This is a genomic window from Paenibacillus sp. P3E (genome assembly GCF_001909045.1).
GTDB classification, from domain to species: Bacteria; Bacillota; Bacilli; order Paenibacillales; family Paenibacillaceae; genus Paenibacillus_AQ; species Paenibacillus_AQ helianthi.
Genome location: NZ_LVWH01000167.1, coordinates 35235 through 54542 on the forward strand (window position 1 = coordinate 35235; position 19308 = coordinate 54542).

The following is a 19308-nucleotide window of genomic DNA, read 5'->3' on the forward strand; positions in this document are numbered from 1 at the left end:
CGTGGTTCGATCTGCTATAAATGGGCACGCTCCTGAGAGGTTAGGCGGCGGCCTCTGACATCATGTTTGATTCTTCCGTCTTCCAGCACCCAAAGGCGTGTAGCATATCGCTCTGCCAGCTCAATCGGGATCACGGTAATCACGGTAAGCCCTGTCTCCTTGCACAGCTTGCGCAGCGTCTCCAGCACATTCTCCGCTGTTTTGGGATCCAGGCCGGTAACCGGCTCATCTGCCAGAATAACCTTGGCACCATGCACCAATGCACGGGCAATCGCCACACGCTGACGTTCCCCGCCGCTGAGCTGGCTGGTCTTCATCTTCGCCTTGTCAAGCAGGCCGAGTAAATCCAGCTCGTCCATTGCACCCATGTAATCATCTGAACGCACCATGCCGGTAGCCATCCGCCAGAGAGGCGTCTGGGAGGACTGTCCGATCAGCACATTTTTGAGCGCTGTACGGTTCGGATTCAGTTCCGCATTCTGCTCCAGATATGCCCATTCCCGGTGGATCTTGCGTTTGCCGGCAAAGACACTTTTCATGATATCCGTTCCGTCTACCCTGAAGTTGCCCCTGTCCCATTTCTCCTTGAGCGCCAGGCATCGCAACAGTGTCGATTTGCCGCTTCCGCTGGCTCCCAGCAGAACCACAAGTTCACCTTCTTCTAATTGAAAGCCAATATCCTGCAGGACCGGATTCTTCTCTTCTCCTACTGCTTTGGCCAGATGTTCAACTGTAATCATAGTTCAGCCTCTCCCTGTCTTCATCTCTACTCTATAGTGTACTCTGAAAGCGGGATCAAATTCCATGCGAGCACTCGTTCTTATCTTACCTCAAATCGGCTTCCGTGGCGAGAATAATAACCCTGCCAGGCCGAACACAATATATAAAACACCCAGAAGAACAAAAACCCCTCCGCCCCAGCCAAATTGCAGCAGCACGCCGCCAATTCCCGGACCCATAATGCTGCCGAAACTATAATGAAAAGATGAGACTACGTTAGCGGCAGGCAGTAAATTGCGGGGAAGGATATCTGCAGCATAGCTGAGCCCGAGTGAGAAAAAGGAACCCACAAGCCCGCCCGCTGCCATAAGCACAGCCAGAGTCCATAAGAAGCGGTCTCCCGTAAGAGGCAACAAGGCAAACGCCAATCCCCCGCCCACACCGGAGAAGATCAGTATTTTTTTCCGCCCGTACCGGTCGCTCCATATACCTAACGGCATTTGAAGCAGCAACCCGCCTATTCCCGCGAATGGAAGGAGCGCTGCAATCTGGTTGGCACTGAAGCCGATACGCAGACCATAGACCGGAAAGTTGCTGTTCAGGCTTGCCTCCATATATCCGTATAAAAGAGCGGGAATCAGCGCATACCACGCAAGAGTATAACTGCGGGCGAAACGGCGTGCCTGCCCTTCCCCATGTTCCACTTTGTCCGGATGAGAGTCGGGAAGCTTCAGCGCCACCAGGATCAATACGAACAGAAATAATAGCGCAATCACAGCAAAAGGTACCGCCTGCCCGAAACGGAGCAGACTTATGCCAAGCGGCCCCAGGCTGAACCCTAGCCCGTAGGACATACCATACAGGGATAGATTACGTCCCCGGTGCTCCGCAGGTGTCATTAACAGCACCCAAAGCTGGGCAGCGTAATTGATTGCTGAATCCCCGATCCCTACCAGAAGACGCAGCACGAACCATGCCTTGACACCTGGAAGCAGCGGAAAACATATTAACGAAACCAGCACAATGCTGATGCCTGCTGTGATTAGTTTTTTGAAACCGATTGCGCTGAGAATCCGTTCTGCTACCAGCGTCATGGCAAACGAGCCTACATACAGTGCGGCGGCATTCAATCCGTTGAGTGAGGATGAGACCCCTTTTTGCTCCAGCAGAATGGATAAGACCGGCAGCAGCAAGCCTTGGCTCAGTCCCGCCGCAATGATAACAGTAATCAGAATGATATAATTGAGCCTGCTGCTCTGGTTCACTGATATTGAGTGACTGTCTGACACAGATGAATCCTCCTATGTATTTCTTTGGTTATGGCTGGTGAAACCGCCTGGCAAACACGGAACATTATAGTGGACAACCTTCTTCAAAACAAGAGATAATATATAGAAGTGACCGATTTTTCTGGGGGTGCAAGCTTCATGAACTATAAAATAGAAATTGATGTTTCGCCGGTATATGAGCTGCTTGACAGTTTTATGTTATATGTAACAAAAAAATGGATTTCGAATCTTGACATCGGTCCTGACTGGATCCGTGATGTGGACAGCCGTATCGCTCCGCTTCAGATTTCAGTCTTGCGTCAGGCCGCGGAGTGGCCTTTTGACGACTATGATGTGCTCTACGCATGGGCATACACCAGAGGTACGGCTTCCAAAGTAACGCAGTTCCTCGATGACCTTGAATCCTGCTCGCTGGAAGAATGCTTCGAGCGTACAACACCTTTTTTCCAAGAGTTCACTCTGGAAGAATGCGCCCGGATCAAATATGGATACATTCCGCTCTTGCGCCTGTGGTACGAGCAGTATTTCCGTCATACGGAGCAAAAGATTCTGCCGCTGCTGATCGAGGATGCCTCCGAGAAAAAAATGCTGGAGAGTAAAATGGATATTGTGCCTCTAATTGAATATGCCTCCGGCGGAATTGTCGTGGAGGACATCCCGGAGCTGGAAACCATCGTACTGCTGCCCACCGTCCATAATCGGCCGATTAATACCTATTGCTTCTATAAAACAATGATGCTGGTACAGTATCCGGTCGATGTACCTCTGGACAGTGAAGATGAGCCGCCTACAGTGCTGCTCCGCTTGACAAAAGCTCTTTCGGACCCGACCCGGCTGCGCATGCTGCGCTTTATTGCCCATGAGCCTAAGACCCTGTGGGAGATGCAGTCAGAACTCAGCCAATCCAGAGAAATGCTGATGCATCACCTGCTCATTTTGCGTGTCGCCGGATTGCTGCGTGTACACCTTCGGGGAGAAGGCACAGAACGCTACAGCATTAGGCCTGACGGTGCTTCGGAACTTCAGATGTTCCTAGAGTCCTATATTCGTCTATAATAGGTATACAAATTCAGAAAGAGATACAGATACAGACACAGGGTAGTTGCTCTCAAAACATGGCCTATGCTTCCGAAGCGAGTTTTGAACGAAGCCAGTCAAGGAGCAGTTGCTCTCAAAACATTTAGGAGTGAGCATTATGAAATATTTGACACAGCAAGTGATTTTTGATCTAGACGACACCCTGGTGCATTGCAACAAATATTTCGACCTCATTCTGGGGCAATATTTCGAGCTGATGTCCGAGTGGTTTGGTGAATATGGCGCAACCACCGCAGAATTCCGCAGCAAGCAGGTGGAAATCGATGTGCAAACCGTAAGCACAAGCGGCCTCGCCAGCGATAATTTCCCGAAATCACTCATTGCGACCTACCGCTTCTTTTGCATCAAATATAACCGTCCCGCTGAACCTTTTCATGAACAACAGCTGATGAAGCTCGGGATGAGCGTTTATGATCAGGAGGTCGAAGCTTATCCGGGCATGGTGGAAACGCTGGACACGCTGAAGCAGGACGGTCATGCCCTATATCTCTACACCGGAGGCGACGATACCATCCAGCAGCGCAAAATTGAGCAAATGAAGCTTGATGCTTATTTTGACGACCGGATCTACATCCGCCAGCATAAAAACATCGAGTCGCTGGAGAATATCCTGAGTACGCATAGCTTCGACCGTAAAAACACCTGGATGATCGGCAACTCCCTGCGCACAGATGTGCTCCCGGCTTTAACCGCAGGCATCAACAGTATCTATCTGAAGCAGAAGAATGAATGGCTATACAATCTCATTGAGCTGCAGCGCGAGATGCAGCAGTCCGTCCAGACGATCTCCAGCATCATCGAGGTACCTCCGGTCATCCGGTCTGCAGTACAGTATAAGAGTCAGGGCTGATGCGCTCCCTGGTTCGATGTTACAAATGACATATGCAGCCTACGGCGGGTATGATTATACTATTTGAGTAGATTTTCATCCCACGCAGGAGGTTAGCAATGAATAAGAAAACAAACCCAAACACCTCAGCGAATACCAGACGATTATTGCCAATGCTGCTCGGGGTCGTTGTCATTCTGCTGATTGGCGCTCTTGTCTTTGTCACTACAAAAGGCAAAGCCAGCGAAACAGGCGAACTAGACCAACTCCCGAACTACACAGATGTCAAAGGAACCATCGTTGTGGACGGGCTGAAATACGAAAAACAGCCGCATCTGGGAAGCGAAGATGCCAAAGTAAAAGTCATTGAATTCGCTGATTTCAAATGTCCCGCCTGTAAAAAGTGGACCGCCGCTTATCTGGATACATTCATTAAGGATTATGTGGATACCGGAAAAGTACAGTTCTATTTCATGAATTTCGCCTTTCTCGACCGTGACTCCTATCTTGCCGCCAGTGCCGGCGAAGCCATCTATCATCAAAGCAATGAGAAATTCTGGGAGTATGTGCACAAGCTGTACGAGAACCAGGGTGATGAGGGCAAAATATGGGCGACCCAGAAATTCATTCTAGGCTTCGTGAAGGATAACATTAAAGGCATTGACTACAACAAGTTCGAGCAGGATCTGAAGAACCATACCTATATGTACGATGTAAAAGAAGACTTCAAAATTGCCGGCTCATATGGTGTTAACGGCACGCCGAAGTTTATGGTAAATGGAAAGCTGCTGCCTGACTCCTCCTATGAGGGACTGACCGCTGCTATTGAAGCCGCCACGTCTGACAGCAAATAAATTCACCAAAAGAGGATGCGACCCGGCCAGGAACCCTGGAGGCTGGAGCGCATCCTCTTATATATTGTTTCGAGATGAACATTCAAGCTGCGGATTGATTGCTGCAGATAATCTTACTCGACGCCGAGCTGTCCCGTGTCCCTGCTCTTCAGAACCAGCTTGCCCTCCAGCGGTGAGCCGTCCTCCGCAGTGAGCTTTAGCTTACCGGTGCGCCCCTTCTCAATCAATGCCTTCACTTGGGCATCGGTAAGCGTCCGTCCAAAGGTTTCTTTCCAGATCACGAACTTGCAGCCTTCCTTGTAATGGGAGCAGCCATAACCTTTGCGTCCCATAAAAATCAAACCGCCACAACCCGGACGTGGACAAGCTCCGATAACCTTGGGACCGTTATCCGTTTGGCTATCCGCTGCAGTCTGCTTGCTTCGGGAAGGCTTAGCTGCTGTAGCTGTGCTCCCCTCATCCCCACTGCGCTTCCTTGGCGCTGACGGCTTGTTGACTGGAGTCCGGGAGCCTGCGTTGCTACGGCTCTTGGCTCCGCCGCTGAGGGCAGGCGTCTCCCCTTCGAAAGAGGTTCTGTCCGCCCGGGACTGCACACGGACCTTATCCACGATCATGGAGGCGAAGCGCTTCACATTCGCCATGAACTGGCTGTCTGCTGCTGTTCCCCGGGCGATTTCATTCAGCCGCCGTTCCCACTGACCGGTCATTTCCGGTGAAGTCAGCAGCTCAACACCCGCTCCACGGATCAGCTCAATTGCGGTCCGGCCTTTTTGGGTGATGGCAATTTTTTTACCCTGCATTTCCACATAACCCACATTCTTCAGCCGTTCAATGGTTGCCGCCCGGGTAGCCGGTGTGCCGAGCCCTGAATCCTTCATGGCGTCGCGGAGCTCTTCATCTTCAATCTGCTTGCCCGCACTTTCCATCGCTTTGAGCAGCGTCCCTTCGGTATAGTGCTTGGGCGGCTGGGTATCCTTCTCTTTCACAATAGCATCGCTGCAGTGAACCTCAGCATTGGGATCCATCGAGAAGGGTTCACTAACCTCGATTTCTTCCTCCTCCTCGTCCTCCTTGCCCTTGCCTTTGGCCGGTTTGGACTTGTCCTTCTTCTGATCGCCGTAGATCACCTTCCAGCCCAAACTCAGCAGTTCCTTGACGGTTGTTTTGAAGTGTTCCCCTTCAACCTCGGTAATGACCGTATGCACCTTATACTCCGCAGCCGGATAGAATTGCGAGAGAAACCGCCGGACAATCAGATCATAGAGCTTAGCCTCATCGGCGCTTAGTCCGGAAGCCTTACGGTTCGTTGGCAGAATGGCATGGTGATCCTCAACCTTGGAAGGGTTACAGATGAATTTGTTGCCCTTGTGGACCAAGTTCCTGTTCGCTCCTTTGACCCATTCGTCATAAGCCGTTCCCTGAAGTGCGGACAGTGTCTTGTGCATTTCCGGAATATTCTGCTCAGTCACATAGTTGGAATTCGTACGCGGGTAAGAAATCACCTTATGCTTTTCGTAAAGCGCCTGGGCGAGATCTAGCGTTTTTTTGGCAGAAAAGGCATATTTGCCGTTGGCTTCCCGCTGCAGCAGCGTCAAATCATACAGCTTGTTCGGATATTCTTTGGTTTCTTTCACCTCGTATGAAGCAACCCGCGCCGGTTTGCCCTTCACCTTGGCAGCAATTGCTTCAGCCTTGGCTCCGTCCGTCATCCGTTCTCCTTGCCACATGCCTTTGTAGGCCATCTCATTCTGGGCAAAATGACCCTCGACTTCAAAAAATTTCAGTGAGGAAAAGGCCTCAATCGTCTTTTGCCGGTCATATATCAGCGCAAGCACAGGGGTCTGTACCCGCCCTACTGACAGCAGCACATTATGTTTGGTGGTAAACGCACGCGAACCGTTCATTCCAATCAGCCAATCCGCTTCACTGCGTGCCTTCGCAGCCTTGGTAAGGTTCTCATACTCAGACCCGTCCTTCAGCTCCTGGAAGCCTTTGCGGATGGTTTCCGGGGTCAGATCGGAGATCCATAGTCGCTTCACGGGCTGTGCAAGCTGCAGGTGACGCTGAATCAGTGAAAAGATATGCTGGCCCTCACGCCCGGCATCGCAGGAATTCACCAGCAGATCACTACGCTTCGCCAGCTCCCCAATCACCTTCAGCTGATCCAGCGTACGCGCATTCGGCACCAGCTTGAACTCCTCAGGAATGATGGGCAAATCGTTAATATTCCATTTTTTGTACTTCGAATCATACGCTTCCGGCTCGGCCAGACCGATCAGATGACCAATAGCCCAGGTAATGATATACTGCTCACCTTCCAGATAAGAACGGTAGTTTTTGGCCTTCGGTTCTATTGCGGCGGCGATATTCCGTCCCATATCCGGTTTCTCCGCAATAATAAGTGTCTTCAAAAAGATTCGCTCCTTAGCCTCATTCTTCCAAAATACGTCCAGTAGTCTATTATAACATTAACTCCGCTACTTTTTAACGTATTCCAGGAAACTTTGTCCGGTCATCAGATCTGCCCAGAAGCAACACGGGACAACGCTTCAGCAATGTCCATAACCTCTTTACTGCCCAATCTCCGGTCCATGTACTCCACTTTGTGCTCCCCCGCATCCTTGCCGACAACAATGGCCACAGGTATGCCTATCAGACTGGAGTCTTTAAATTTCACTCCTGCCCGTTCATCCCGGTCATCCAGTAGAGTCTCAATACCGAGCTCTATAAGCTGCTTGTACAGTGCTTCTGCAGTTGACTTCTGTACCTCGTCTTTAACGGACAACTGCAGGATATGCACCTTATAAGGCGCGAGTGCCATAGGCCAGATGAGCCCCTGCTCATCGTTATTCTGTTCAGCCACCGCAGCCAGCAGGCGTGAGATGCCAATACCATAGCAGCCCATAATCATAGGTTTACTTCTGCCGGTTGCATCGAGGAATGAAGCGCCGAGCTTATCACTGTACTTCGTCCCCAGCTTAAATATATGTCCGATTTCAATCCCCTGATGAAAGTGTAGGACCCCTTTGCCGCAAACTGGACAATGCTCCCCTTCCTGGGCTGTACGAAAATCCCCCACTTGCGAAAGACTGAAATCGCGGCCAGGCACCACTCCACTGAAGTGGTAGTCCTTTTCTCCAGCTCCTGTAGTCCCGGAAGTCATTGCAGCTACCGCCCTATCGACCAGCACAGGTAGTGAGAGTCCCACAGGCCCGACATAACCGTTCTCCACTCCTGCAGCTGCTTGTACAGCCCGGGCATCAGCCAGCGCGATCTCACTAGCTCCGATAAAGTTCCTTACCTTGACCTCATTAACCTCATGATCTCCTCGTACAAGGACTGCAAAGGTCTGGCCCCCGCCTTGATAGATCAACGTTTTGATTACCTGCTCCGGTGCAATCTGCAGTTCCTGCTCCAGTTGAGCTATGGTACGGATACCAGGAGTATGGAACTTCACTGCAGCAGGGAGGCTGTCCGTTTTGCGCAGCATATCCTCCTCCCCGGAATAAACCTCAGCCTGCTCCAGATTGGCGGAATAATCACAGGCAGGGCATACAGCAATCGTATCCTCGCCAATACTTGATAAGGCCATAAATTCGTGGGTTTCCCCTTCGCCCCCGATGGCTCCGGCATCCGCTTGTACAGCCCGGTAAGAAAGTCCACAACGCTCAAAAATCCGTTGATACGCCTTGTACATTCTTGCATATGTCTTATCTAGTCCTTCCCAGCCTGTGTCAAAAGAGTATGCGTCTTTCATCAAAAATTCTCTGCCACGCATCAATCCGGAACGGGGACGGCGCTCGTCACGGAATTTGGTCTGAATCTGGTAGACAGTAACCGGAAGTTTCCGGTAGGAGCTGATCTCTCCCCGAATAAGAGAGGTAATTACCTCTTCATGCGTCGGTCCCAGTACAAACTCCCGGTCGTGCCTGTCCCTCAGCTTCATCAGTTCCTTGCCATATACCTCATATCGCTCTGATTCCCTCCACAGCTCGGCGGGCTGCATGGAAGGCATCAGCATTTCCTGTGCACCGGCTACGTCCATTTCCTCCCGCACGATATTCTCAATTTTACGCAATACCCGTCGTCCCAAAGGCAGATAAGTATAAATTCCGGCAGCCAGCTGGCGGATATATCCGGCACGCAGCAGCAGTTGGTGATTAATGGTTTCCGCTTCCGCAGGCGCTTCGCGAAGGGTTGTTGCTAACAGATTACTTTGGCGCATACTTATCAGCCTCTCTTGTGGGAATAAAGTGAATGTCCGGCCCCTGAAATCAACGCAAAAAAGACACATCCGTCAGGGACGAATGTGTCGTGATACCACCCTAATTCAACCGCCAGTACATACCTGGCAGTCCTCGATACGGATAACGGCCGATCCCGGCAGCATAAGGTGCTGCAGCTTCCAAGGCAGGGTATGCTTCTCTCGTTCTTTGAGGGACCTTTCAGCCGGTGAATCCCTTCTCTGTTCTAACGATCCTGGAAACATAGATCCTCGGTCAATGCTTTTCGATATAAAGATTGCTTTTAATCTATATGATTTTACTGGCAACGTCAAGTTAAGCTTGTTTGGCCCACTACCTTGATTCAGATACAAGAGGATCTATTCAACAAAAACCTAATGTGTAAATAAATTTTTTCTCATATCTTTTGTTAGATATGAAATTAATGCGTCAAACAACCGAAATATCTATAGAGTTAAATAAAGAACGATTGCGCAAAGATCAAATGATCATTTCGCGTATTCACGGGGGAGCCAACCATATGAAGCTTATTCAACAACTTGTCCAAAAAATCTCATCCAGATCATTGCAGAAACGATTAATGCTAATATTCACCTTAATGTTGGTTATCCCCATTCTACTTGTAAGCTACTTCTCGTATTCCAGCTCAAAGAAACAATTGGAAACTAAAATGCAGGAATCAACCCGCGATAGTGTAGAGATGCTGCAAGGAACCATTAATGAGACCGTATCTGCTGCAACAAAAAATGTCCAGCAGCTCAGCCAGCAATTCACATCCAGTAACATCGATGCCAAAACACCGGAGGCCCGCGCGCTGATGGATTTATTCATGAAAGAGCATCCTGAACTTGAAATCCTAATTCTCGGCAATGAGAATGGTGCCTGGATGAAATCTCCCAATGGCGGCAAAAAGGACTATGACCCCCGAGCCAGAGATTGGTACACAGCCGCTATGAAGAATACCGGCAAGGTTACGATTATTAATCCTTTCACATCCGCTACAACAGGCAATTACAATCTCTATATCTCCGAAACCCTTCAGGATGGCAAAGGGGCAGTCACAAGCAGCCTGAGCCTTAAGCATATGGGTGAAATGATCAACAAGATTAAACTGGGCAAAGACGGCTATATTTTCATAGTCGATGGTAATCACAAGTTTGTCTCCCATCCCGTCAAAGCAGCCGGAGAAGACGTTGCTCCTGATGTAGTCAAGCTGCTCGACAAGGACAGCGGCTCCATATCCTATACCAGCCCGGATACAGGTCTAGTTATGCGTGGATACTATACCACCGACAAGACTACAGGATTCAAAATTGTCGGTGTACTTTCCACCCAGGAATTCTCCGACGCTTCTTTGCCCATTCTTTATAACGGACTTATGGTCCTGGGGGCAGCACTGCTTATTGCATTGGCGTTGATGTACTTTATTATTCAGGCCATTACCCGCCCAATTCTTAGCCTTAACCGTTCTGCCCGCCGGGTCAGCGAGGGTTATCTGAATGAACAAATTCGGATTAACCGTACGGATGAGATCGGGCAGCTGGCCCAGAACTATAATCTGATGGTTGGCTCACTCCGCAACATCGTTGTCGATATCTCAAACACCTCCGGTTTGCTCGCTTCGTCCAGCCAACAATTGACGGCTACTACAGAAGAGAATTCCAAAGCAACCGGTTATGTTGCTGAGCTGGTACAAGATTCAACTGCAGGAGCAGAGACGCAGACAGCAGCGATGGCCGAAACGGCCCGGGCCATGGAAGAGATGTCTTCCGGCATTCAAAAAATTGCCGAGGCTGCCGCCACGATTGTAGATTCCTCCGCTGACACCGAAGCTGACGTATCGACAGGCAGCCGCAAAATCGAGCAGATGACCCTGCAAATGGATGCCATCAGCCTTTCTACTCATCAAGCCTCTCAGCTAATCGGACAGTTAAACGGATTGAACAGTCAAGTTTCGGCGATGAGCAGCGCCATCTCCACGATTGCAGTCCAGACTAATCTGCTCTCACTGAATGCAGGCATCGAAGCTGCCCGGGCAGGCGAACACGGCCGGGGCTTCGCCGTAGTGGCTTCAGAAGTTCGCAAGCTGGCAGACCAATCCAAGACTACTGCTGACAACATTCAGGAAACGATAGAACAGATGACCGCACTCATTGACCGCACATATGAAGCTATTCATCACACCGTCGCAGCCGATGTTGAGCTTGGCATTAAAGCCACTGTTGAAGCAAAAGAAGCATTCCACAGCATTGAACAGTCTACAGCCAAAATCAATGGGCAAATCCATGATATTTCAGCCATCACCGAGCAGATGTCAGCCGGTGCGGAGGAGGTTGCAGCCTCCGTTCAGGAAATTTCCAATATCGCACGTTCAACGTCCGATGCCTTTCAGAACGTTACAGCAGCTACAGAGCAGCAGCTGGCCTCCATGGATGAGATTTCTGCCTCCTCCACAGAACTGTCCAAAATGGCAGCCGACCTGCAGCAAAAGATCGAACATTTCAAGTTAGAGGAGTAGACTTACGTCTCTCCTCACCAAGCTATTTAGGTAATCTCAAATATTGCATCCGGATATGAATATACAACAAAAGCCGTCGCTCCCGCATGATGCGGAAGAAACGGCTTTTGTTTGGCTTTTATGTCCGGCTTACACCAGAACTGTCGAGCCCATCAAATATTTATCAACTTCACGAGCGGCTTCGCGCCCCTCATTGATTGCCCATACCACAAGGCTTTGCCCACGGCGCATATCCCCGGCAGCGAACACTTTGTCTACATTGGTATTGAACTTGCCATAACGGGCTTTCACATTGCTGCGGCGGTCTGTATCCAGCTTCAGTTCTTCAATAATATCCTGTTCCGGTCCGTCGAATCCAATAGCGATCAGCGCGAGCTGAGCTGGATATACAGCCTCTGTTCCCGGAACCGGCTGATAGATCTTGCGGCCGGTCTCATCCACCATGCGCCGGATTTGCACCGTATGAAGTTCCTTCAGGTTCCCTTCCTCGTCACCAACGAACTTGGTAGTCATGATGGAGAATTCGCGCGGATCATCGCCGAATAAGGCTTTAGCTTCTTGCTGGGCATAATCCAGCGTATAGACATTCGGGAATTGCGGCCAAGGATTCGCGATTGGATCACGTTCAAGCGGAGCCTTGTCATGCGTACCGAATTGGGTGATGCTGCTGCAACCATGACGCAGGGACGTGGCTACACAGTCAGAACCGGTATCCCCACCGCCAAGGACAATTACATCCTTGCCTGCCGCTGATACAAAGTTCCCATCTTCCAGATTGGAATTAAGATAGCTCTTAATTGTTCCGTTCAGATAATCCATCGCGTACATGACGCCCTTCAGCTCAGCGCCTTCGACATTGAAACGGCGGGCTTTGGTTGCACCGCCACACAAAACGACTGCATCATATTCATCAACCAGCTGCTGGGCAGGAATATCCTTGCCGATCTCTGTGCTCACCACAAACTTCACACCTTCAGCAGCCAGCAAATCCACACGGCGCTGAACCACACGTTTGTCGAGTTTCATAGTTGGAATGCCGTAGGTTAGCAGTCCGCCAATACGGTCACTGCGCTCAAAAACCGTTACCGTGTGCCCGGCTTTGTTCAGTTGCGCCGCAGCCGCAAGCCCGGCTGGTCCGGAGCCCACGATAGCCACTGTTTTGCCTGTACGCTTCTCTGGCGGATTCGGTACAACCCAGCCTTCTTCAAAGCCTTTATCAATAATCGCCAGCTCAATTGTCTTGATTGTAACCGGTTGTCCAATCAATCCAACTGTACAAGAGCCTTCGCAAGGTGCTGGACAGATACTGCCGGTAAATTCCGGGAAATTGTTCGTCTTGTGCAGCCGCTCCAGCGCTTCCTTCCACAAGCCACGGTATACCAGATTGTTCCATTCTGGTATAAGATTGTGAACCGGACAACCCGAAGTGCCTCCGCTCATATCAATGCCGGTGTGGCAGTAAGGAGTTCCACAATCCATACAACGTGCACCCTGTGTCCGAAGCTCGTCCTCGGTTAGGTGATGGTGGAACTCTTCCCAGTCCTTTACGCGCTGCTCAGGATCACGATCACCTGGGAGCTGGCGCTTATACTCCATAAATCCAGTAGGTGTAGACATATTTACGATTCCCCCATCCGATCTCTTCGTGTTGATGTATAGTACATTGTAGCATATTGCGGCGTCCATATGTTTTTCAGCGCAATGAAGTACCTGCACATTCTATAATACTTAAACGTTGGGCATTTGTAATTTTAATAATTATAGTAGCATCCAATACTTTCGCACTGTAATGGACTAATCTGCTGATTATTTGTACTATTTCACATGTTGTGTCAGAGAAAACGCTTTTTCCTCAAACCGAACGCTCGTAAACGAAAAATCGGTAATCATACGGGTTTTTTTCATCCCGAATTCCCCGAATACTGGAGATCTCTCTCCACATGCTCCAGTCCACATCCGGAAACTTTGTATCCCCTTCAATGTCCTCTTCGATCCGGGTTACGATCAGCTTGTCAGCAAAGGGAAGCATCATCTTATAAATTTCCGCACCGCCAATAACCATCAGCTCATCGTCCTTGTGCCCTTCAGCTACAGCTTCCTCTATGGAATGTACGACTTCAGCCCCCATAGGAGCAAAGCTGTGGTCTCGTGTGAGAACAACGCTCGTTCTGCCTTTTAACGGCTTGCCGCCAAGAGAATCCCAGGTTTTGCGTCCCATCAGCATTCTCTTACCAAGGGTCTGGGACTTGAAATAATCAAAATCCCGCGGCAGATGCCAGGGCATGTCATTATCCTTGCCGATCACATGGTTGGCAGCCATGGCCCAAATCATGCTAATGCTCACAAAAATCCTCCCCTACAACGAAATATATTCCACCGCTCAAGGATTATATAGCAACCGGTGCTTTGATTCCCGGATGATAGACATAATCGGCAAACTCGAAATCTTCGAAGGTATAATCAAAAATACTCTCCGGTTTTCTTTTGATCACCAGCTTAGGAAGTGTAAGTGGCTCTCTGGCCAACTGAGTGGCCACCTGTTCCAGATGATTTGTATAAATGTGCACATCTCCCCCGGACCAGACGAACTCCCCTACCTCAAGCCCTGTCTGCTGGGCAACCATATGTGTCAGCAGCGCGTAACTGGCTATATTGAAGGGCAATCCCAAAAAGGTATCGACGGAACGCATAGTCAGCATGCAGGACAGCTTGCCATCCGCCACGTAAAACTGAAATACAAAATGGCAAGGCGGCAGCTTCATCTGCTCAATCTCCCCCACATTCCACGCACTGACAATATGACGGCGGGAATCAGGGTTATTCTTTATCGATTCTATAACAGCTGAAATCTGGTCAATATGGCGTCCATCCGTACTCTCCCAGGCCCGCCATTGCGAACCGTATACGGGTCCAAGCTCACCATTTTCGTCAGCCCATTCATCCCAGATCGAGACTCCATGTTCCTTCAAATAGGATGTATTGGTATCACCCTTCAGAAACCACAGCAGCTCATGTACTACCGATTTCAGATGGATACGCTTGGTGGTAACCAGCGGAAATCCTTCAGCCAGATCAAACCGGAGCTGCCGTCCAAAAACCGATCTAGTGCCAGTCCCGGTCCGGTCGCTTTTGGAGGCGCCGTGGTCCAAGATATCCTGAAGTAAATCCAAATATTTACGCAATTGTTCAGCACCCCTCTCCACTATTTTTCTTTTATCATTTTACCATGACCTTACCATCCTTGTAACTTGTTAAGACGCAGAAAAAGTAATTTCCATCACAGGTTGGACTGCTTTGCTTTATGGTTTTACCTCTTCATGTAAATAGTGGATATTTAAGAGGGACTCTTACCCTCCAGCCTTCCGGCCTTAGGATTCTTCGGAATTCCTCAAGTGCGGAATTCAGCTGGAACCGGTGGTAGCTGTTGGCCGTCACAATCAAATCTGCGGACTGATCCGCTAAAATGTTGTGTCAGCAGCCCTGTGCCTCCTCCGATATCCGCAACCGCACCAATACCAGATATCATCCTCAATAAATGGACTAACATTATTTTCTTGAGTGAGGAAATCTGATCATTCACAAAATATAGAACATCAACCTAAGGTGGGAGACAAATCGATAATTGGAAGAAGGTGATATCCAGTGCCACTAGCCAGTGTTAATGGGTACAGCATGTATTATGCGGATTGCGGTCAAGGAACAACGATTATATTTATCCATCCCCCAGTATTGACTAGCTTGAATTTTCTATATCAGATGAACACATTATCGCAAGATTTCCGAACAGTCTCTTTTGATATCCGGGGGCATGGCAGCAGCGAACCTTCCAGAGAAGAGATTACTTATCCGCTGATTGTAGAGGATATTAGGCAGTTGATGAATCAGTTGAAGATTGAAAAAGCATTTTTGTGCGGTTACTCTACCGGCGGTTCTATTGTCCTCGACTTTTTGTTAAACTGCCCCGAGCGGGCATTGGGCGGTATTGTGATAAGCGGAATGTCTGAAGTGAAGGATAATAAGCTAAAAAAGAAAATAGCCCAAGCGCGTTTCTTGTCCCAAATCGGCGCGGTCGGTGTAATTGCCCTTTCCACCTCTTGGAATCAAGCAAAAACCAAACTGCCGCTGCTGCGGACAATGTTCTACGACGCAAAAAAGGCAAACGCCCAAAACGCCGAACAGTATTATCATTACAGCCTTCAGTATAACTGTACGGATCTATTGGAAAAGATTTATCACCCTGTTTTGTTGGTCTACGGAGAAGAGGATACTTTATTCCATCCATATGCTAAGTTGCTGCAAGAGCGATTGCCAAAGAGTGAGCTTGTATGTATCCAAAAAGCCAAACACCAGATTCCCACGAATGCTGCGGGTAAAGTGAACGAGCTAATCAGACAGTTTATTTATTGCTGTGAATCGTCTTGATTATAGCCAGTAAGCTCAGAGAACTCTGCTGTTGTTCCCCGATTCTGAGCTCCAGCCTTCTTTCGGAAGTCCTACAAGTATGAAAAGAGGATGCCCCCAGCAACCGTCAACGGCTCTGTAGAGCATCCTCTTCAATCACTTAAGTGACAAGCGTTAAGTTATTATTTCACAACGTGAATCGGGTGTCCCTCAACCAGTTCAGCAGCTTCCATGACGATTTCGCCAAGGGTTGGATGCGCATGGATGGTGAGTGCGATGTCTTCGAGCGTTGCGCCCATTTCAATCGCCAATCCCAGCTCAGCAATCAGGTTGGATGCTTCAATACCAACGATTTGTGCGCCGAGTACCAGGTTGTTCTCACTGTTAGCTACAATCTTGATGAAGCCTTCGGGAGCGTTCAAGGAAACCGCACGGCCATTGCCTGCGAACGGGAATTTTCCGGCTTTTACTTTGTAGCCCTTATCTTTAGCTTCTTTCTCAGTCAGACCTACGCTGGAGCACTCAGGATCGGTGAAAACAACCGCCGGAATGACTTTGTAGTCAACAACGGATTTGTGACCGGAGATGGCTTCAGCAGCGATCTTGCCTTCGTAGGAAGCTTTGTGTGCCAAGGCCAGGCCTGGAACGATATCGCCGATAGCATAGATGTGAGGGATATTCGTGCGGCCCTGGTGGTCGACTTTGATCAGACCGCGTTCGTCAAGCTCTACACCGATCAGATCAAGTCCCAGTTCGCCATCTGTGTTTGGACGGCGTCCTACAGTAACGAGCAGGTAATCCGCTGTAATCTCCTTGGACTCACCGCCCACGGAGTATTTCACGGTTACTTCCTTGTCGTTCTGAACAGCACTTTCCGCTTTGGCATTCGTCACGATCTCAATGCCTGTCTTCGCCATGTTTTTGGCAACCAGACGGGTCATATCTTTATCGAAGCCTGGCAGTACAGTATCCAGACCTTCAATAATCGTTACTTTAGTGCCAAATTTGGAGTACATCTGGCCAAGCTCGGCACCGATGTAGCCGCCGCCGATAACGATCATGCTCTTAGGGATCTCAGGCAGATCCAGAGCTTCGGTCGAGGACAGTATGCGTCCGCCGAACGGGAAAGGCTTCAGTTCAATCGGACGGGAACCTGTCGCGATGATGCAGTTATTGAATTTGTAGCGAGGGGATTCATGCTCATTGAACAAACGGGCTTCGTTTGTGTTGATGAACATGGCTTCTCCGCTGAACACTTCAATTTTGTTGCCTTTCATCAGGCTGGTTACACCGGTGGTCATTCTTTTCACGACACCGTTTTTGAATTCCTGAGTTTTGGACCAATCGACCTTTACATTCTCGGCAGTTACACCGAAAACTTCGCCGTGCTGTGCAGCTTCGTATTGATGGGCTGCAGAGATCAGAGCTTTGGACGGGATACATCCACGGTTCAAGCAGACACCGCCGAGTTCCGATTTATCCACAATCAGTACCTTCTGGCCGAGCTGGGCGGCACGAATTGCCGCCACATACCCGCCGGGACCTGCACCAATTACCAATGTGTCGATTTCGATTGAAGCGTCTCCGACTACCATTTATTACACCTCCATAACTAACATATCAGGATTTGCAAGCAGGGTCTTAATGTAATTCATAAAGTTCTGTGCTGTTGCACCATCAATGATGCGGTGGTCAAAGCTCAGGGACAGCGCCATTACAGGAGCAGCAACAATTTCGCCGTTCTTAACGACCGGTTTCTCGGTAATACGTCCGGTACCCAGGATCGCCACTTCAGGGAAGTTGATGATCGGAGTGAAGAACATACCGCCTGCGGAACCGATGTTACTGATGGAGATCGTGCTGCCTTTCATTTCATTAGGAGCCAGTTTACCGTCACGTCCGCGCACAGCGAGGTCTGTGATGGCACTTGCAATCATCCAGATACTCTTACGGTCAGCGTCCTTGATTACAGGAACGATCAGACCATTGTCTGTATCTGTAGCAATACCGATGTTGTAGTATTTCTTGTAGACAATCTCATTTGTCGCTTCATCAATCATTGCGTTAAGCGCCGGGAATTGACGGGAAGCTGCAACAAGCGCTTTGACGATGAATGGAAGGTAGGTGACCTTCACGCCTTTCTTCTCAGCAACAGGTTTCATACGGGCACGGAAGGCTACGAGCTCGGTAACATCCACTTCGTCCATGATGGTAACATGCGGAGCGGTGTATGCCGATTTAACCATAGCATTGGCAATGGCTTTACGGATACCCTTGAACGGTACACGTTCTTCTTCGAGACTCACGTTGCCGGAAGCTGCTGCTGGAGCCGCTACTGGTGCCTTGGCTGCAGGCGCTGCCGCCGGAGCAGTTGCTGCGGCCGATGCCGCGGCTGCTGGTGCCGCCGCAGGTGCTGCGGAGCCGCCTTTCAGGAAAGCTTCCACATCTTCATGGGTGATTTTCCCGTTCTTGCCGGAGCCATTCACCTTCGAGAGGTCAACGCCTTGTTCGCGGGCTGACTTGCGGACACTTGGTGTAGCCAATACATCGCGGTTAGGAGCTGGAGCCGCCGCTGGTGCAGCCGCAGGAGCTGTTGCCGCCTGTGCAGCCGGAGCTTCAGCATGGCCGCCTTCCTGATGAGGAACATCGCCTTCTGCAGCAATAATTGCCACAACTTCTCCTACGCGGCAGACCTGTCCGTCTTTGGTGAACACTTCAAGCACTGTACCATTGACCGGTGAAGGCACTTCTACGACGGCTTTATCATTTTGAACTTCCATGATAATATCATCGTCTGTAATTTTGTCGCCGACTTTGATATGCATTTTGATAATTTCACCTTCATGCAGACCTTCGCCCAGCTCAGGGAACTTGTATTCAAAATTGGAAGTTCCGCCGGTTGCAGGGCTGGTCGCTGCCGGAGAGGAAGTTGTATCTGCTCCGCCTTTGGCTGCATCCGCTTCTTGAGTGGATTGCGTTTCGGCATGGCCGCCTTCTTGTTCAGGGACATCGCCTTCTGCATCAATGATTGCTACAACTTCTCCTACACGGCAGACTTGACCATCTTTAGTGAAGACTTCAAGCACTGTGCCGTTAACCGGACAAGGCACTTCAACTACCGCCTTGTCATTCTGTACTTCCATTACGATATCGTCATCGGTCACTTTATCGCCGGCTTTGATATGCATTTTGATAATTTCACCTTCATGCAAACCTTCGCCCAGCTCAGGGAACCGGTACTCAAATTTTGCCACCTTAATTACCTCCTAAAAGTTTGGATAGCATACACTTCATTAATTTTTCTTCGCAAAACCCGCTTCGGAAGCGTACGCTTAGTTCCGATAGCAGTTCAATA

Annotated in this window: 15 protein-coding genes; 5 read left to right on the forward strand and 10 right to left on the reverse strand. The window is 49.7% G+C overall.

The features are described 5' to 3' along the window. Positions 1 to 14: 14 nt before the first annotated feature. Together A3842_RS16205 and A3842_RS16210 are read right to left on the reverse strand one after the other, a co-directional pair. Positions 15 to 740, reverse strand: a complete 726-nt coding sequence (locus A3842_RS16205) for a phosphonate ABC transporter ATP-binding protein (protein WP_074102068.1) — start codon at positions 738 to 740, stop codon at positions 15 to 17. A gap of 90 nt (positions 741 to 830) precedes the next feature. Then, positions 831 to 2009, reverse strand: coding sequence for an MFS transporter (locus A3842_RS16210; RefSeq protein ID WP_256701723.1), 1179 nt, complete (start codon positions 2007 to 2009; stop codon positions 831 to 833). A gap of 138 nt (positions 2010 to 2147) precedes the next feature. On the opposite strand from A3842_RS16210, the gene A3842_RS16215 reads away from it, so the two are divergent. The 3 genes from A3842_RS16215 (at position 2148) to A3842_RS16225 (ending at position 4790) form a co-directional block, all read left to right on the forward strand. Next, positions 2148 to 3065, forward strand: a complete 918-nt coding sequence (locus A3842_RS16215; protein ID WP_074102070.1) for an ArsR/SmtB family transcription factor — start codon at positions 2148 to 2150, stop codon at positions 3063 to 3065. 139 nt (positions 3066 to 3204) lie between these two features. After that, positions 3205 to 3957, forward strand: coding sequence for an HAD family hydrolase (locus A3842_RS16220; RefSeq protein ID WP_074102071.1), 753 nt, complete (start codon positions 3205 to 3207; stop codon positions 3955 to 3957). A gap of 98 nt (positions 3958 to 4055) precedes the next feature. Further along, a complete protein-coding gene (locus A3842_RS16225) occupies positions 4056 to 4790 on the forward strand; it encodes a DsbA family protein (RefSeq protein ID WP_074102072.1) in 735 nt (244 codons plus the stop codon). Between the two features lie 113 nt (positions 4791 to 4903). Here A3842_RS16225 and A3842_RS16230 read toward each other — a convergent pair whose 3' ends face one another. Then, entirely contained in the window at positions 4904 to 7201 is a 2298-nt protein-coding gene (locus A3842_RS16230) for a type IA DNA topoisomerase (RefSeq protein WP_074102073.1), read from the reverse strand. 104 nt (positions 7202 to 7305) lie between these two features. Beyond that, a complete protein-coding gene (locus tag A3842_RS16235; protein ID WP_074102074.1) occupies positions 7306 to 9015 on the reverse strand; it encodes a proline--tRNA ligase in 1710 nt (569 codons plus the stop codon). A gap of 677 nt (positions 9016 to 9692) precedes the next feature. Here A3842_RS16235 and A3842_RS16240 point away from each other — a divergent pair. Then, positions 9693 to 11552 (forward strand): methyl-accepting chemotaxis protein, encoded by a 1860-nt coding sequence (locus tag A3842_RS16240; RefSeq protein ID WP_256701724.1) that lies wholly within the window; start codon positions 9693 to 9695, stop codon positions 11550 to 11552. Between the two features lie 129 nt (positions 11553 to 11681). Here the strand turns inward: A3842_RS16240 and A3842_RS16245 are convergent, their stop codons facing one another. The 4 genes from A3842_RS16245 to A3842_RS33785 form a co-directional block, all read right to left on the reverse strand. After that, positions 11682 to 13169, reverse strand: coding sequence for a glutamate synthase subunit beta (locus A3842_RS16245; protein ID WP_074102076.1), 1488 nt, complete (start codon positions 13167 to 13169; stop codon positions 11682 to 11684). 235 nt (positions 13170 to 13404) lie between these two features. Next, positions 13405 to 13896 (reverse strand): dihydrofolate reductase, encoded by a 492-nt coding sequence (locus A3842_RS16250; RefSeq protein ID WP_074102077.1) that lies wholly within the window; start codon positions 13894 to 13896, stop codon positions 13405 to 13407. A gap of 43 nt (positions 13897 to 13939) precedes the next feature. Continuing rightward, complete coding sequence (gene thyA, locus A3842_RS16255; RefSeq protein WP_074102078.1) at positions 13940 to 14734, reverse strand: thymidylate synthase; 795 nt, start codon at positions 14732 to 14734, stop codon at positions 13940 to 13942. Between the two features lie 133 nt (positions 14735 to 14867). Continuing rightward, positions 14868 to 15017 carry a class I SAM-dependent methyltransferase gene (locus tag A3842_RS33785; RefSeq protein ID WP_143186298.1) on the reverse strand — a complete coding sequence of 50 codons (150 nt, stop codon included), beginning with the start codon at positions 15015 to 15017 and terminating at the stop codon, positions 14868 to 14870. Positions 15018 to 15194: 177 nt separating this feature from the next. Here A3842_RS33785 and A3842_RS16260 point away from each other — a divergent pair, with 177 nt between their 5' ends. Next, positions 15195 to 15974 carry an alpha/beta fold hydrolase gene (locus tag A3842_RS16260; RefSeq protein ID WP_143186297.1) on the forward strand — a complete coding sequence of 260 codons (780 nt, stop codon included), beginning with the start codon at positions 15195 to 15197 and terminating at the stop codon, positions 15972 to 15974. A 161-nt stretch (positions 15975 to 16135) separates the two neighbouring features. Here the strand turns inward: A3842_RS16260 and lpdA are convergent, their stop codons facing one another. Both lpdA and A3842_RS16270 read right to left on the reverse strand, forming a co-directional pair. After that, positions 16136 to 17548 (reverse strand): dihydrolipoyl dehydrogenase, encoded by a 1413-nt coding sequence (gene lpdA, locus A3842_RS16265; RefSeq protein WP_074084534.1) that lies wholly within the window; start codon positions 17546 to 17548, stop codon positions 16136 to 16138. A gap of 3 nt (positions 17549 to 17551) precedes the next feature. Next, positions 17552 to 19207: a 2-oxo acid dehydrogenase subunit E2 gene (locus tag A3842_RS16270; RefSeq protein WP_074102079.1), complete on the reverse strand. Its 1656-nt coding sequence runs from the start codon at positions 19205 to 19207 to the stop codon at positions 17552 to 17554. Positions 19208 to 19308: the final 101 nt, after the last annotated feature.

Excerpts from the sequence above, each read along its gene's own strand:
- A3842_RS16205 (WP_074102068.1), bottom strand. The coding sequence starts at position 740 with ATGATTACAGTTGAACATCTGGCCAAAGCAGTAGGAGAAGAGAAGAAT.
- A3842_RS16215 (WP_074102070.1), top strand. The coding sequence starts at position 2,148 with ATGAACTATAAAATAGAAATTGATGTTTCGCCGGTATATGAGCTGCTT.
- A3842_RS16220 (WP_074102071.1), top strand. The coding sequence starts at position 3,205 with ATGAAATATTTGACACAGCAAGTGATTTTTGATCTAGACGACACCCTG.
- A3842_RS16225 (WP_074102072.1), top strand. The coding sequence starts at position 4,056 with ATGAATAAGAAAACAAACCCAAACACCTCAGCGAATACCAGACGATTA.
- A3842_RS16235 (WP_074102074.1), bottom strand. The coding sequence starts at position 9,015 with ATGCGCCAAAGTAATCTGTTAGCAACAACCCTTCGCGAAGCGCCTGCG.
- A3842_RS16245 (WP_074102076.1), bottom strand. The coding sequence starts at position 13,169 with ATGTCTACACCTACTGGATTTATGGAGTATAAGCGCCAGCTCCCAGGT.
- lpdA (WP_074084534.1), bottom strand. The coding sequence starts at position 17,548 with ATGGTAGTCGGAGACGCTTCAATCGAAATCGACACATTGGTAATTGGT.